This is a genomic window from Streptomyces sp. NPDC006314 (genome assembly GCF_040613075.1).
GTDB lineage: Bacteria > Actinomycetota > Actinomycetes > Streptomycetales > Streptomycetaceae > Streptomyces.
In genome coordinates this window covers 100,052-113,320 of the sequence record NZ_JBEXRL010000013.1, presented here as the reverse complement: position 1 = coordinate 113,320, position 13,269 = coordinate 100,052, and the positions used below count along the sequence as shown (strand labels likewise).

The window sequence follows — 13,269 nt, the reverse complement described above, 5'->3', positions numbered from 1 at the left end:
AACCGCTCGCCACCGGCGAAGCTGTACCTGTGGGGCGGCTCCGGCACCGCGCCGGAACCCATGGCCCCGCGCCGGACCGACCGAAGAGGGTGAGGCGCGCCATGAAAGGCTTCGTCTTCCACGGTCCCGGACAGGCCTCCTGGCAGGACGTCCCGGACCCAGTCGTCAAGGAGCCGACCGACGCGATCGTGAAGGTCGGCGTCGTCACCATCTGCGGGACGGACCTGCACATCCTCAAGGGCGACGTGCCCGAGGTGCGCCCCGGCACGGTGCTCGGCCACGAGGCGGTCGGCGAGATCGTCGAGGTCGGCAGCGATGTGGGCACCGTACGGCCGGGCGACCGGGTGCTCATCTCCTGCATCACCTCCTGCGGCCGCTGCCGCTTCTGCCGGGAGCGCTGCTACGGCCAGTGCCGGGGCGGCGGAGGCTGGATACTCGGCCACCTGATCGACGGCACCCAGGCCGAGTACGTCCGCGTGCCCTACGCCGACCTGTCCGTTCATGCGCTGCCCGCCACCCTGCGCAGCGAGGACGCCGTCCTGCTCGCCGACATCTTCCCGACCTCCTACGAGGTGGGTGTCCTCAACGGGCACGTACGGCCCGGGGACACCGTCGTCATCGTCGGCGCCGGCCCCATCGGACTCGCCGCGATCGCCACGGCCCGCCTGTTCGCGCCCGAGCGGATCATCGCGGTCGACCTTGCCCCGGCCCGGCTGGAGGCCGCCCGGCGGCTCGGCGCCGACGCGGTGGCCGATGTCCACGAGGCTCCCGGCCAGTTGGTGGCCGATCTGACCGACGGGCTCGGCGCGGACGTGGTGATCGAGGCGGTCGGCGTACCCGAGAGCTTCGAGCTGTGCACCCGCATGGTGCGCCCCGGCGGGCATGTGGCGAACGTCGGCGTCCACGGCAAACCGGTCACGCTGCATCTCGAGGACCTGTGGAGCAAGAACGTGACCCTCACGACCGGGCTGGTGGACACCTACTCCACCCCCACCCTGCTGCGGATGGCCGCCGCCGGCCGGCTGCCGACCGGGCAACTGGTCACCCACACCTTCCCACTGAACCGGATGGAGGAGGCGTACGACGTCTTCTCCCGTGCGGCCGAGACCGGGGCGTTGAAGGCCGTGCTCGGCGGGGAGCAGCACGAAGTGGCCGCTCGTGCGGCCTGACCGAATGGGCGTGACGGCCATGTCCGAACAGATGAGGACGCCCGGGCAGCGGGCAGCGGACGTGGAGGTGCCCCTGGGCGACCTGGGACGTCGCCTGTCCGCACGCCGCGCCAGGATCGGCCGGGACGGCAGCGCGGGGGAGATGTTCCAGGTCCCGTGGCGAGGGCCGACCGGCCAGAGGAGGCGCCGTCCACGGGGTTCCCGTACCCCGCGCAGTACCCCGCGCAGTCCGGGACCGCTGCCGTGGCCGGGCGTCGCCAGTCGCTCCCACCGGCCGAAGGTGTTCCCGGGGGACGCGGACATGGTAGTCCGGCTGGAGGCCGGCGCACGCTTTTCTGCATCCACCCAGCCGCGACCGGGGTAGAGGTGCACGATGGTGTTGTGACCCTCGGTGGCCGCGTCCGGGACACCCTCCTGGTGCCGCCCGCCGTCCGCCTCGCGCGCTCCGTGCCGGGCATGGTGGACGTACGGTGCGCCTGCCCGGGCGCCCCGGCACCCGGACCTTGACCCGGACCTGCCGGACGCCGAGTGGACCGGCACGCCGTGAGGCGGAGCCGCCGGTGCACGAAGGAGGCGGTGACGATGACCCGGACACCTCCCACGACGGTCTCCCCGGTACGGCTGTGGCGGTGGCGGCGCAACCCGCTTCGACGGCACAGTGACGTCGTCGAGGCCTGGATCGTCCTGGCCACCTGGGTGCTCGCCCTCGTCGGCGGGGTCCTCGCGGGCGTCGTGGCGGCACACGCTTCCGACGCGGCGTTCTCGGCCCGCCGGGCACAGATGCACACCGTGTCCGCCGTCCTCACCGACGACGCGGCGAAGACACCGCTTGCCGGGACCGGATACGACGACGGGCGGGTGTGGGCCGCCGTGCGCTGGACGGACGCGGACGGTTCGGTGCACACCGACCGGGCGAAGGTCTTCCCGGGCGCCCCCGCCGGAAGCCGGTTGACTGTGTGGACGAACCGGGCGGACCGGGTGGTCTCGGCACCCGTCACCGGAGCCGCCGCCGACCTCCAGGCGGCCCTCACCGGTGCCCTGGCGGCCCCATTGGCCGGTGCGGCCGTGTGGGGCGCGGGATGGGTCGTCCGCAGCCGGCTCATCCTGCGGCGCATGGCGGAGTGGGACGAGGAGTGGAAGCAGATCGGTCCCCGGTGGGGAAACCTCAGCGGCGCCTGAACGACGGCCGCCGGGGCCGTTGCTGTCACTCCGGGCGGACCCGAGGAGCGGGCAGTACACCCGCCCCCGACGCCCTCGACGCCCGGTGTCGGCCTCGAGCGGTATCCCCGTGCCGTCCGGGACCCGTCGGTCGGCGTTGCGACGCCGTCGGTGACCGTGATGTGCACGGCTCGACCGGACCCGGCAACGGCGACGACACGGGGCGAGGACGTCCCGGCGAATCTCGTCGGCGAATTGGCGCATCGCGGGAACACCTTGAGCGGGGTCACCCCGGCTGACGACGCCTTCGAGCATGCCCTCGGCGTTCACCACGGGCAGCCGCTCGACCCGCCGCCGGGCCCTGAGGCGCGCCGCCTCGGCGAGCATGGCGCCGGCGTGCACGGTGACGGCCGGCACGCCCCTCAACTCCTCGGCGGTCGCCGTCCCGGCCTCGGCCGGACCGGGTGGCCGACGCGGCTGAGTGAGCCGGTCCGGTCGCTGTCCCCGAACTCCTCCTTCGGCAGCGGACCGCCCTCGGACACCGCGCCGATTCACCCGGCCGTCGTCCGCGGGCACGGAAGGGCGCTGACCTTCCGCTGTGCCATCCGTTCGACGATGTCCTCCAACCGGGCCGTGCGGCCCACGACGACGACGGCACGGCCTCGTGCCGGGAGCGCCGGAAGCGGGGACACGGTGTTCACACCGGCCCGCCGCTGCCGTACGGGGCGTACAGGTCGAGCAGCCGGACCCGCGAGGCATGCAGTCGCTGGGCGACCACGCGCCCGACCCAGACCGCGATCGCCCGCCCGAACGCGGGGTCCTCGGCGCCCATCCCGCGCACTGAACCGGCATCGAACTCGTACGCCCGCACGGGGCTCGTCGCCTCGGCGCCCAGGTGCCAGATGTACGGCGGGAAGTGCCAGGCCCAGCCGACGAGTTCGCCGTGCCCGAGTGTCTCGATCACGGCCGGGCGACGGCCGGGCACGTGCAGGTCGAGGGCGACGGTGCCGGAGCGCACGATCCAGAAGCGGTCGGCGCGCCGGCCCTCCTCGAACAGGCGGGCACCGGCCTCGAAGGAGACCTCACGGGCGAGGCGCATCAGCCGTTCGCGGTGCACGGCCTCAAGGGCCGTCGTCATAGTGGTGGCGGAGGTCATCGCGCCGCTCCCTTCATGGCTTGTGCATCCAGCCTGGGCGCGTCCGGTGCGCGGCACCACGGGCCGCTCGGGCCGAACCGGGGGCCTTTCGGCCCACGTGGCCAGCCCCCGGGCACGTGTCGCCGTGGCACGCGGCGCCACGCAGTGAACGGCGTGGACGGCGACAGCGGGAACGGCACACAGTGAATGCCGGAGAACGGCAGAGAGAGAAAGTACGGCAGGACACGCGAGGACGGGAAGGGCCATCCGCTTCTCGCGGATCCTGATTGCGCGGTGCGCGGTTCCCGCCCGCTTCTCCGCGTCTGTCTAGGGTCCTTCCCGCCACTACCAGCACACCACGAAAAGCGCCGGCCCACCAGGCCCGACCGGCCCCGAATCCGCAGCCGTACGTACGAGGTCCGTCCCGGAGACGGCCGAGATGTCGTTCGAGAGGGTGGTGAGGCCGACGATCTCCAGGATGCGCAGGACGGGCCCGCGGACGCCCGCCAGCCGCACCCGGCCGGTCGGACCGTGGGCCTGGTGGGCGGCGATGAGTGCGTTCACACCGCTGGAATGCATGAAGGCCATCTCCCCGGGCGCCGTGACGACTGCGACGGCGTCGACGACGGCACGGCTGATCGGCCGCCCAGGAGCGCACGAAGGATGCATGGCCGGGCCCCGCGCGTCACCGGTCCCCATGGGAGCACCGGGTCCTGCACGTCCGCGATCGGCAGGCGTGCGGGGCGCGAACGTGGGTACAAGCCCGTGCGTGAACGGGGTGACGAAACATGTCCGTAAGGAATCGGGTGCCTTCGCTGAGGGGCCCCTGGCGCCGGACCTGCGGCTGCCGCACATCGCGGTCGAGCTGGACGGCGGCGACGGCGGGTGCATCGCCGAGGCCCGCGACCGGGCGGGAGCCTTCCTCGCCCGGATGCAGGCGGTGCACGGGGCGCCGGTGACGGCTCGCACCATGCATCTGACCCGGCTGGTGGTCAGCGAGCTGGTCACCAACGCCTGCAAGTACGCTCCCGGCCCGCTGCTGCTACGGGTACGGATCGCCAACGGGGCGGTGGAGCTGGAGGTCTGGGACAGCGATCCCGTCCTGCCGGTGGCCAGGGCCGCCGACCCGGGCCGGGTGGGCCAGCACGGTCTGGAGATCGTGATGGCCGTCGTCCAGGGTTTCGAGGTACGACGGGAGCCGGTCGGCAAACGCATCACCGCCCGGATCGCCCTGTGGGACGACCCCGTCGGCGGCCTCACCCAGCCCGGTTCCCGCTGACACCCGAACACGGAGGACCAGGCGGGTTGTGCTCCGGCGTCGGCGCCCGACCGACCGGGGCGTTGACGCGGTGAACGGCCTGCCCGAGGGCGACTGCGCGTGCGGTGCCCTCCCCGCGCACCGTCTCCGCGAACCGGCGGTCCGCCGCGCAACCGCCACCTCGGCGCGCGCCGGACCGGCGTGCGGTGGGCCGAGTTGCCGGGCAACCCCATGGAGTTCCTCCGGGGCCGGCTCCGCCCTGCCGTCTTGTCGTCGGCCGCCGCGCGCACTTCAATGCTCCCTACCTCCCACAGGAGAACACCTGTCCCACAACGCCCAGTGAAGGGGTTCTTCTTGACAGCCGTACGCGCCACCGCCGTCACCGCCGCCGCCTGTGCCACCGTGCTCGCCGCGACGCTGCCCTCCTCCGCGATCAACTCGTACAACGCCACGCCCGCACCCGAACGGACCGAGGTCGGGGCGCTGGTGGCCACCTGGGACGACGACAACGACCCGGCGACCCCGGACCGCGTCGACTGGGTGTGCTCCGGCACGATGATCGATGCGAACACCTTCCTGACCGCCGCGCACTGCACCAGCGACTGGCCTGCCGGCGTCCGCTTCCACGTCTCGCTCGACCAGGACGTCCAAGCGGGACTCGACGCCGCCGCGAAGAAGTACCCGGGTGATCCGGCCGCCCAGGCGAACGCCGTCGCCGTCCAGGGCACCGCGCACACCCACCCCGGTTACCCGGGCCCCGCTTCCGATCCGCACGACATCGCGGTCGTCGAGCTGCCCGCCGCGAAGGTCGCCTCCCGCTGGTCCTTCACACCGGCCGCCCTGCCCACCGCGAACCAACTGGGCACCCTCGCCCCGCAGGGCCTGAACTCCACCGACTGGTTCGTCGCCGGGTACGGCACGCAGGAGGCCGCCAACGGGCCCGGCGGACAGACCCACCCGGGCGGAGGCGTCCGCATGAAGGCGCCTGTGACATTCAACGCCCTCGACAACACCTGGGTCCGGCTGGGCATGACGGCTCCCCAGGGCAACGGCGGCGCTTGCTACGGAGACTCCGGCGGGCCCAACTTCGCCGTCATCGGCGGCAGGAACGTCCTCGCCTCCACGACCATCACCGGTGACACGCCCTGCTACGCCACCAATGTCACCTACCGCCTGGACACCCCGGGGCCCCGAGCCTTCCTGGCCCCCTTCGTGAAACTGCCGTAGGGCCGCAGCGTCGCGGGTCTGCACCCGGAGGCATCACAGGCATCACCCATCCACCGGCACTGGCAGGAGTCACGCCCTCACCGGCCCGCCTTCGGGCACGGCTCGAGGTGTGGCCCCCGGCTGCCTCCGGGTGGACGCCCGGGCGGAGAAGCGCCCCGGGCGCGGCCGAGGACTCCCGCGCCGCCCGGTGCGGTGTGCGAGCCCTCGGCCGACGGCGTGCGTCACGCCGGACCACGTGGTGGTGACCGTGGGCACGGACGACGCGGTGGCGGTCGTGATGGCATGGCCGGCCCGGCATCCCGGCATCGCATGTCCGCCGCGCCGGATCACCGTCGGCTCCGGCGGCCACTGCTACGAGGACTTCGTCCGCGGTGACGACGTCCGCGGTGACGACGTCCGCGGTGACGACGTCCGCGGTGACGACGTCCGCGGTGACGACGTTTCCGTCATCACCGACGTCAGCGCCATGGATCGTGTCCATTACGACGCCGGCATGGATGCCTGTGCGTCGAGGCCGGCGCGGGCAACGCGCACATCACCACCCAGCTCCACCGCCGTCACGGGCTCGCCCCGCCCGGCGGCTCCTGCCACCCCGCCCGCACCCGCGGTCCATCCCCTCGTCCCGGAGGACCTGTGCCGACTGCGCGAGGCTGCGGCATCTCCTGACGCACAGCGCCCCGCCGGATCATGGGGTCCGGCGGGGATCGCGGTGCTGGGCCGGCCGATGACGGGCTTCGTCTCCGGCGTCGTCAGTGCCGGAACTTCACCCGGCTGAGAGCGGCCACGCCGAGTGCCGCGAGAGCGATCTGAATGAGCCATTCGATCCAGTCGACGCCCTTGGTGTTCGCGACACCGAGTCCGGCCGCGACGGCGGTTCCGATGAATGCGGCGACGATACCGACCACGATCGTCCACAGGATGCCGATGTGCTGGCGGCCGGGGACGACGAGCCGTCCGAGGACGCCGATGACGATGCCGATGACAAGCGCGCTGATGATCCCGGATATCTCCATGGCTGAAAGACCACCCCTCTGTCGTTGGTGGCATACAAGTGCCCGTTCGGAATTGCGCCACGCCTGCCGGTGCACGGGACACCTTGAGTGGGTGTCAGCTGCAACCGCGGACGCTCGTAAGGTCTCCACTCCCAGTGAGGGCTCAGGCGGGAAGGGAGCGCGGTGGACCCGCTTTCTGTGGCGCTGCTCGGAGCGCTGGCGGTCGGCGCCGGCGGTGAGGCCGGGCGGCAGGCCTGGCACGCGCACCGGCGCTGAGCACGGCTCTGGCGATGCGGGCCGCCGTCGTCGCCTGCTTCTCCGCCGGCCTGCGGGACTGGCGCGAGCGGGCACGAGAGGTGCGCACCGGCGAGGGTGACGTGCACCACGAGATCAGTGACCGGGAAGGCCAGCGTCACGCCCCCTGCGAGGACGGCCACCACGTCCTGGCTGAAGGCATGTCCACGACAGGCCACTCGGGCGTGGGACGCGGAGGCCACCGGTCAGCGGGGGAGCGCGCCTGCCGTACCGGTACTGGGCCCGCGGTACGGCCGGCTGGACGACTGCCTCTCCTCAATGAGCGGCAACTCCTGGACAGAGTGAGGACATATCGCCTGGTATCAGGGCAACTCGGACGAGTGGGCCCACGCGGTGGACGGCAAGGCGCCCCACGCGCGAAGGCGCCCCACGCGCCGGGGCTGTACGACGGGCGACATAGGGGACTGGTACTGGGCCATCAACGACGCGGAGCTCCACGGTGGCTACCGGGGCCGTGCGTCGGCACGGCGCCGTAGCCATCCGGCGTTCCGGATCGACAACGTGGGGTTCCGTGTCGTGTGCTCCGGGCCCGCGGCATGCCTGTGACAGCCCGTCAGCCCGCACCGGCCGCTCGGCGCGCGCCTGCACCGGGCGGGCGCGCGCGTCAGCCCCGCCGTGAGAGCCGACGGCAGGACGCCTCGACGACCCCGGTGTCGTGACCCAGGTCCGTGTGATGGCGGGTCAGCCGACCGAGAGCTCACAGCACGCTACCGCCCCGTCGTCGCCTGCGTGGGCCCGGGTGCCGACGGCGGAACCCGGTGCGGCGGTTCCATGAGATGCCTCACCTGTGAATTGCGTATGGTCTGTGCTGCTCGCGCCCCGGGTTTGTTAGATTGCGCAACTACGCAACCGGGGTGAACGGCCGCTTCACCTGCCTGTACACCGCCGCGCAAGCCTGGCCGTCCACCGGACGGCCCTGACGGGGCCGACCGTTCATGGGAGTGGAAGATGAGCGACCCGTGGGACGGTCGAGCAGGTCAGGCCACGCGCAGCCCTGGCGCGCGGGTGCCCGGACAGCGTACCGCCGAGCCCGATGGGACGCGTCCGCCCGGCGGCCGGGCCACGGCACGGCCAGCCGCCCCTTCACACGGTGGCCGACGGCCAGGCCGAGGCCGTCCGATGCGTCGCGGCAGGAAGATACTGAGGGTCCTCGGGACATGCCTGTCCGTGCTCATCGTGGTCACCGCCGGCGCCGGCTGGTGGTTCTACCAGCATCTGAACGGCAACCTCCACAGCGTCTCGCTCGACGGCAAGGGCGGCGCGGAGAAGGCCGACGCCTTCGGCCGTACGCCGATCAACATCCTGGTGATGGGCTCGGACGGTCGTACCAGCGCGGCGGACTGCAAGCTCGGCGGCGGCTGCTCGAAGACCGGCGTGCAGACCGGCAGCAACGCGGACGTGCAGATGGTGTTGCACATATCCGCTGACCGCTCCAACGCCACCGTGATGAGCATCCCCCGCGACACCATGACGAAGGTCCCGGCCTGCAAGGACAGTGAGTCGGGCCAGTCCACGAACGGTTACTACGGACAGATAAACAGCGCGCTTCAGTACGGCCCCGCCTGCCAGGTGGCCACGGTCCATCGGCTCACCGGCATTCCCATCGACCACTTCGTCAAGCTCGACTTCTCCGGCGTGGTCAAGATGTCCGACGCGGCCGGCGGCGTCTCCGTGTGCGTCAGCGACGACGTCTACGACACCTACTCGCACCTGAAGCTGTCCAAGGGCACCCACACGCTGAAGGGCGTCGCGGCCCTGGAGTTCGTCCGCTCCCGCCACGGCTTCGGCGACGGCGGCGACCTGGGCCGGACCACCTCGCAGCACATCTTCCTCAGCGCGATGATCCGCAAGTTCAAGAGCGCGGGCACGCTCACCGAACCCACCGCCGTCTATGCCCTCGCCGACGCCGCCACCAAGGCGCTGACCGTGGACGACGGCCTGGGCACGGTGAAGAAGCTGATGGCGCTCGCGGCCGATCTGAACAAGGTGCCCACCAATCGGATCACCTTCACGACGATGCAGACGGCCCCGGACCCGGCCGACGACAACCGAGTGGTGGTGGGCGCGGGCGCGAAGAGCTTGTTCTCCACGATCGCCGACGACCAGTCCCTGACCACCGGGTCCGGCAGGAAGACCGGGGCCGCCTCCGCGAAGGCCACGGCCACCGCCTCGGCCGTGCCCACGTCCGGCATCGCCGTGACGGTGGAGAACGGCACCACCCTCACCGGCCGCGCCTCCGCTGTCGCCACCGCCCTGACCCAGCAGGGTTTCAGCTCCGCAACGACCACGGCCAACGCCCCGAACCCCGCGATCACCACCACCCTCACCTACGGGACCGGCCAGAAAGCCGAGGCCAGGACGGTCGCCAAGGCGCTCGGCCTGTCCGCCTCCCAGCTGAGGCAGGGCACCGGCGCGGGTCTCACCCTCGTCGTCGGCAGCGACTGGCCCAGTGGCACCAGCTACCCGGGCGGCAGCCTCTCGCCCGCGCCCGCCGACACCAAGGCCGCGGTCTCGAACGCCCACGCCTCCACCGCCGACCAGGCCAAGGCCTGCGCCAAGGTCAGCCCGTACAAGACGGTCGCCCTCGACGGCGTCTCCATGACACCGCCCCAGGCGTATGCGGCGGCGCGGAGCAAGCCCGACTCCGACGACTGAGGAGCACGTTCCGGACCCCCGGTCGCCGCGCCGGTCCGGGACTCGGGTGATCAGGGACTGGCGATGTCGAAGCCGTACCGCACGGGCCCGTCGGTCACGGTGTAGTCACGGCGGTAGAGGTACACCGCTTCCGCGCGCATGCCGTCGGGGTACTCGGCCTCCGCCTGGCAGGGGTACGTCACCTGGATCACGCGCGGCCGGTCGGAGACCTTCATCCGCAGTCCGTCCGCGGGCCCTCCGTCGAGCACCGCGATCTCCCAGCCGGTCACCTCGGTCGTCTCCACGCCGACAGTTTAGGGGGCGCCCGCGTCTCCACCCCGTGAGGCGGGTCACGGTCAGCGGGCGGCCGTTCGGCGTTGTAGGGAGGTCAGGGGCGCGGGCCCGCGTCGTCATGGACGACGACGGTGCCGGTGATCACGCGGCCCCAGAGGCCCGCCCGAGGACGCGGGCCGCTCAGACCTCGCGCCAGCGTGCGTTGCACCACGAGAAGACGCCGAACGCGGCCAGGCCGAGTGCGATCAGGGCGAGCAGCCAGGGCCCGGCGGGCAGATCCCGGAAGGCGCGCAGGGTGTCGTCCATCCCCTTGGCCTTGCCGGGCCGATGCTGGACGGCCGCGACGATGGCGAACACACCCGCGACGGCGAAGACGATCCCGCGCGCCGTACCGCCCGTCACGCCGAGGAACTCGGTGACCTGCCTCGTCCGCCGTGACATGGCCGCGGTCCGCAGATGCTTGCAGAACTTCTTCCGCGCGGCCCGGACCGCGATCCACAGACCGGCGATCACCACTGCGGCCCCCGAGATTCCGACGATCCACTCGCCGCCGGGCCACTTGAGCACCAGGGCGGTGACATCGTCGGTGTGCTTGTCGGAGGAGCCGCTGCCGCTGCCCCGGTTTCCGGCCGCGTAGGACAGCACCGAGTACGACACGAAGGCGTAGAAGACGAAACGGCCCGCGGCCGACGCCCGCTTGGTGAGCTTGGAACCGTCTGGACCCGCCCCGCCGAAGACCGCCTCCGACAGCCGCCACAGGCCCATGCCGGCGAGCGCGATCCCCACGATCCACAGCATCACCGATCCGAACGGCTTGCCGGCCAGCTCGCCGAGGGCACCGCCGCGGTCCGCCTGCTGCCCACCGCCGTCACCGCCGAAGGCGATCTGCAGTGCGATGACGCTCACGAGTACGTAGATGAGCCCGCGGGCGGCGAACCCCGCCCGGGCCGCGGCAGCCATCGCCGTGCTGTCGGCCGCCCGGCGGGCCTTGAACCGTCCATGCAGTGCCCATGACTGTCTGTTCATACCTCGCCGATGCCCCCGCGCCCGTGTCCGACACCTGCTCGACGGCCTCTGGCCGCGCCCGCCGTGCTACCCGGGCCGCTGCGAGGCGGCCGCGGTGGGACGCAGGTCGGCGAGAGTGAGGGGATGGACCGGAGGGTCGGGCAGGGCGAGGCGCGATGTGGTCTGCAGGTGGTGGTCGACGTGGAGCAGCTCGCCGGGTTCCATGAGCCGCCAGTGCGGGTTCTCGTCCATGGGCTCGCTGGCCACGACGACCGCGGGACGATCGCCCAGGCCCGCCGAGCGAACGCGCAGCCGGCCGTGGCGGCCGCTGTGGTCCAGATGCCGCGATCCGTGATGGCCGCCCGCAGGGCGCTGAAGCACGTACAGCTCGTGGGTGGCGGGATAACGCAGGGCCCACAGACCGCCGGCGGTGACGAGGATGATGTTGAGGGCGTACAGGGGCAGGTTCTCCGCGGTCCAGCGTGCCGCGGCGACGATACCCGCGGACACGTCGCCGCCGTGCGCCGCGGTCTCCCGGGTCACCAGGGCGAAGAAGCGCTCGGAATCGGTGTCGCCACGCACCAGTGAGCGGTCCGCTCCCAGGTGGCGGTCGAGCTCGTCGAGCCCCTCGATCACGCCGTTGTGCGCGAACAACCGCCCCTCCTGCTCGAAGGGGTGGGTGTTGCGCACGTCCAGGCCTCCGGTTGAGGCGTAACGGATGTGGGCGAGGAAGGTCGCCGACTCCACCTGCCGGGCCTCCTGGGCGAAGACACGGTCTTCGTAGGCCGCGATCGGGGCCTTGTGCACCTCCGGGGCGCCGTCCCTGGCGAAGTAGCCCAGCCCGGTGCCGTCGGGTTCGCGGTGACTCTGTGCACTGAGACTGTCGGGGGCGTCCAGCAGCCAGAACGTGGCATACGTGCGCAGGGGGGAGCTGCTCAGCCCGAAAAGGCGGCACACGGCATCCTCCTTCGTCTCCGGTCTCCGGTCTCCGGTCTTCGGCCGGAGACCGGGACCGTACAACGGCTGGTGACCATGGTCCCGCGCTCGGCGCAGCCCCGCATGCGGCGCGCGCGGCGGAAGGGGGCGTGCGCGGGCGCGGCCGGCCCGGACAGTCATCGATCTCGTACGGAACAGGCATGGATGCCTTGTGTCCGGGTAGGCGGCGTGTCGTTGACAACACGAGCAGTTGCGAACCGATCCGGGAGGGGAACACCATGACACCGCAGACCGTGGCGGACCAGGACACGCGGAGGGCAACCGAGTTGCCCGAGCTCGCCGACCCTTCCAGCGTGGCCCCCAGGGACGCCCGAGAGTTGTCCAAGGTGTTCTTCGACCAGTTGGCGGTGCTGGAGGAGGGTACGCCCGAGCACCAGTACGCCCGGAACACGCTGATCGAGATGAACATGTCCCTGGTCCGCTTCGCGGCGGCCCGGTTCCGCAGCCGGGGACCGGAGGAGATGGAGGACATCGTCCAGGTCGGCATGATCGGCCTGATCAAGGCGATCGACCGGTTCGAGCTGTCGCGTGAGGTGGAGTTCACCTCCTTCGCCGTCCCTTACATCGTGGGAGAGATCAAGCGGTTCTTCCGTGACACGTCCTGGGCCGTGCACGTTCCGCGGCGACTGCAGGAGGCGCGGGTCCAGCTGGCGCGCGCCACCGAGGAGTTGCGCAGCCGGCTGGGCCGTACCCCCACGGTCAAGGAACTGTCGGAGCTGATGTGCCTGTCCGAGGAGGAGGTCGTCGAGGCCCGGCTGGCCTCCAACGGCTACAACTCGTCCTCCCTCGACGCCGCGATCAGCAACAGCGAGGACGGCGAGAGCGCGCTACAGGACTTCATCGGGGCCGAGGACACGGCGCTGGAGCTGGTGGAGGACTTCCACGCGCTGGCACCGATGATCGCCGAACTCGACGAGCGGGACCGGCTGATCCTGCACCTTCGCTTCGTCGAGGAACAGACCCAGGCCCAGATCGGCGAGCGTCTGGGTGTCTCCCAGATGCATGTGTCGCGACTGCTGTCGCGCACGCTCAAGCGGCTCAGGGAAGGGCTGCTGACGACCCACTGAGACAGCCGTCGGCCAGCGA

At 71.7% G+C, this 13,269-nt stretch carries 13 protein-coding genes and 1 pseudogene; 8 read left to right on the top strand and 6 right to left on the bottom strand.

Translation table 11 applies throughout. The annotated features are described in order from the left end of the window. Positions 1-101 precede the first annotated feature (101 nt). From ABZ079_RS23920 to ABZ079_RS23910, 3 genes and pseudogenes are all read left to right on the top strand, one after another. A complete protein-coding gene (locus tag ABZ079_RS23920; protein ID WP_356941478.1) occupies positions 102-1,169 on the top strand; it encodes a zinc-dependent alcohol dehydrogenase family protein in 1,068 nt (355 codons plus the stop codon). Positions 1,170-1,529: 360 nt separating this feature from the next. After that, a pseudogene (locus tag ABZ079_RS23915) lies at positions 1,530-1,716 on the top strand (BON domain-containing protein); the annotation flags it as partial. Between the two features lie 35 nt (positions 1,717-1,751). Next, a complete protein-coding gene (locus ABZ079_RS23910; RefSeq protein WP_356941477.1) occupies positions 1,752-2,348 on the top strand; it encodes a hypothetical protein in 597 nt (198 codons plus the stop codon). A gap of 676 nt (positions 2,349-3,024) precedes the next feature. Here ABZ079_RS23910 and ABZ079_RS23905 read toward each other — a convergent pair. Further along, positions 3,025-3,483 (bottom strand): cyclic nucleotide-binding domain-containing protein, encoded by a 459-nt coding sequence (locus tag ABZ079_RS23905; RefSeq protein WP_356941476.1) that lies wholly within the window; start codon positions 3,481-3,483, stop codon positions 3,025-3,027. A 324-nt stretch (positions 3,484-3,807) separates the two neighbouring features. Further along, entirely contained in the window at positions 3,808-4,041 is a 234-nt protein-coding gene (locus ABZ079_RS23900) for a hypothetical protein (RefSeq protein ID WP_356941475.1), read from the bottom strand. Positions 4,042-4,288: 247 nt separating this feature from the next. Between ABZ079_RS23900 and ABZ079_RS23895 the strand changes: the two genes are divergently transcribed. The 3 genes from ABZ079_RS23895 (at position 4,289) to ABZ079_RS23885 (ending at position 6,722) form a co-directional block, all read left to right on the top strand. Then, on the top strand, positions 4,289-4,741 hold the full coding sequence (locus tag ABZ079_RS23895; protein ID WP_356941576.1) for an ATP-binding protein: 453 nt from the start codon (positions 4,289-4,291) through the stop codon (positions 4,739-4,741). Between the two features lie 333 nt (positions 4,742-5,074). Continuing rightward, positions 5,075-5,947, top strand: a complete 873-nt coding sequence (locus ABZ079_RS23890) for a trypsin-like serine protease (protein ID WP_356941474.1) — start codon at positions 5,075-5,077, stop codon at positions 5,945-5,947. 235 nt (positions 5,948-6,182) lie between these two features. Continuing rightward, positions 6,183-6,722 carry a hypothetical protein gene (locus ABZ079_RS23885; protein WP_356941473.1) on the top strand — a complete coding sequence of 180 codons (540 nt, stop codon included), beginning with the start codon at positions 6,183-6,185 and terminating at the stop codon, positions 6,720-6,722. Here the strand turns inward: ABZ079_RS23885 and ABZ079_RS23880 are convergent. Next, positions 6,697-6,960, bottom strand: a complete 264-nt coding sequence (locus tag ABZ079_RS23880; RefSeq protein ID WP_356941472.1) for a GlsB/YeaQ/YmgE family stress response membrane protein — start codon at positions 6,958-6,960, stop codon at positions 6,697-6,699. The two genes, ABZ079_RS23885 and ABZ079_RS23880, sit on opposite strands and share 26 nt — an antisense overlap. Positions 6,961-8,202: 1,242 nt before the next feature. On the opposite strand from ABZ079_RS23880, the gene ABZ079_RS23875 reads away from it, so the two are divergent. Then, a complete protein-coding gene (locus ABZ079_RS23875; RefSeq protein WP_356941471.1) occupies positions 8,203-9,909 on the top strand; it encodes an LCP family protein in 1,707 nt (568 codons plus the stop codon). 50 nt (positions 9,910-9,959) lie between these two features. Here ABZ079_RS23875 and ABZ079_RS23870 read toward each other — a convergent pair whose 3' ends face one another. The 3 genes from ABZ079_RS23870 to ABZ079_RS23860 form a co-directional block, all read right to left on the bottom strand. Further along, positions 9,960-10,193: a hypothetical protein gene (locus tag ABZ079_RS23870; protein ID WP_356941470.1), complete on the bottom strand. Its 234-nt coding sequence runs from the start codon at positions 10,191-10,193 to the stop codon at positions 9,960-9,962. 169 nt (positions 10,194-10,362) lie between these two features. Further along, a complete protein-coding gene (locus ABZ079_RS23865; protein WP_356941469.1) occupies positions 10,363-11,208 on the bottom strand; it encodes a DUF1206 domain-containing protein in 846 nt (281 codons plus the stop codon). A 66-nt stretch (positions 11,209-11,274) separates the two neighbouring features. After that, the gene (locus tag ABZ079_RS23860) at positions 11,275-12,144 is read right to left on the bottom strand and encodes a class II glutamine amidotransferase (RefSeq protein ID WP_356941468.1); all 870 of its coding nucleotides are present in this window, start codon (positions 12,142-12,144) and stop codon (positions 11,275-11,277) included. Positions 12,145-12,401: 257 nt separating this feature from the next. Here ABZ079_RS23860 and ABZ079_RS23855 point away from each other — a divergent pair, with 257 nt between their 5' ends. Beyond that, a complete protein-coding gene (locus tag ABZ079_RS23855; protein WP_356941467.1) occupies positions 12,402-13,250 on the top strand; it encodes an RNA polymerase sigma factor SigF in 849 nt (282 codons plus the stop codon). Positions 13,251-13,269 lie beyond the last annotated feature (19 nt).

Bases quoted from the DNA above. Each gene is read 5' to 3' on its own strand.
- ABZ079_RS23920 (WP_356941478.1), top strand. From the start codon at position 102: ATGAAAGGCTTCGTCTTCCACGGTCCCGGACAGGCCTCCTGGCAGGAC.
- ABZ079_RS23910 (WP_356941477.1), top strand. From the start codon at position 1,752: ATGACCCGGACACCTCCCACGACGGTCTCCCCGGTACGGCTGTGGCGG.
- ABZ079_RS23905 (WP_356941476.1), bottom strand. From the start codon at position 3,483: ATGACCTCCGCCACCACTATGACGACGGCCCTTGAGGCCGTGCACCGC.
- ABZ079_RS23900 (WP_356941475.1), bottom strand. From the start codon at position 4,041: ATGCATTCCAGCGGTGTGAACGCACTCATCGCCGCCCACCAGGCCCAC.
- ABZ079_RS23880 (WP_356941472.1), bottom strand. From the start codon at position 6,960: ATGGAGATATCCGGGATCATCAGCGCGCTTGTCATCGGCATCGTCATC.
- ABZ079_RS23875 (WP_356941471.1), top strand. From the start codon at position 8,203: ATGAGCGACCCGTGGGACGGTCGAGCAGGTCAGGCCACGCGCAGCCCT.
- ABZ079_RS23865 (WP_356941469.1), bottom strand. From the start codon at position 11,208: ATGAACAGACAGTCATGGGCACTGCATGGACGGTTCAAGGCCCGCCGG.
- ABZ079_RS23855 (WP_356941467.1), top strand. From the start codon at position 12,402: ATGACACCGCAGACCGTGGCGGACCAGGACACGCGGAGGGCAACCGAG.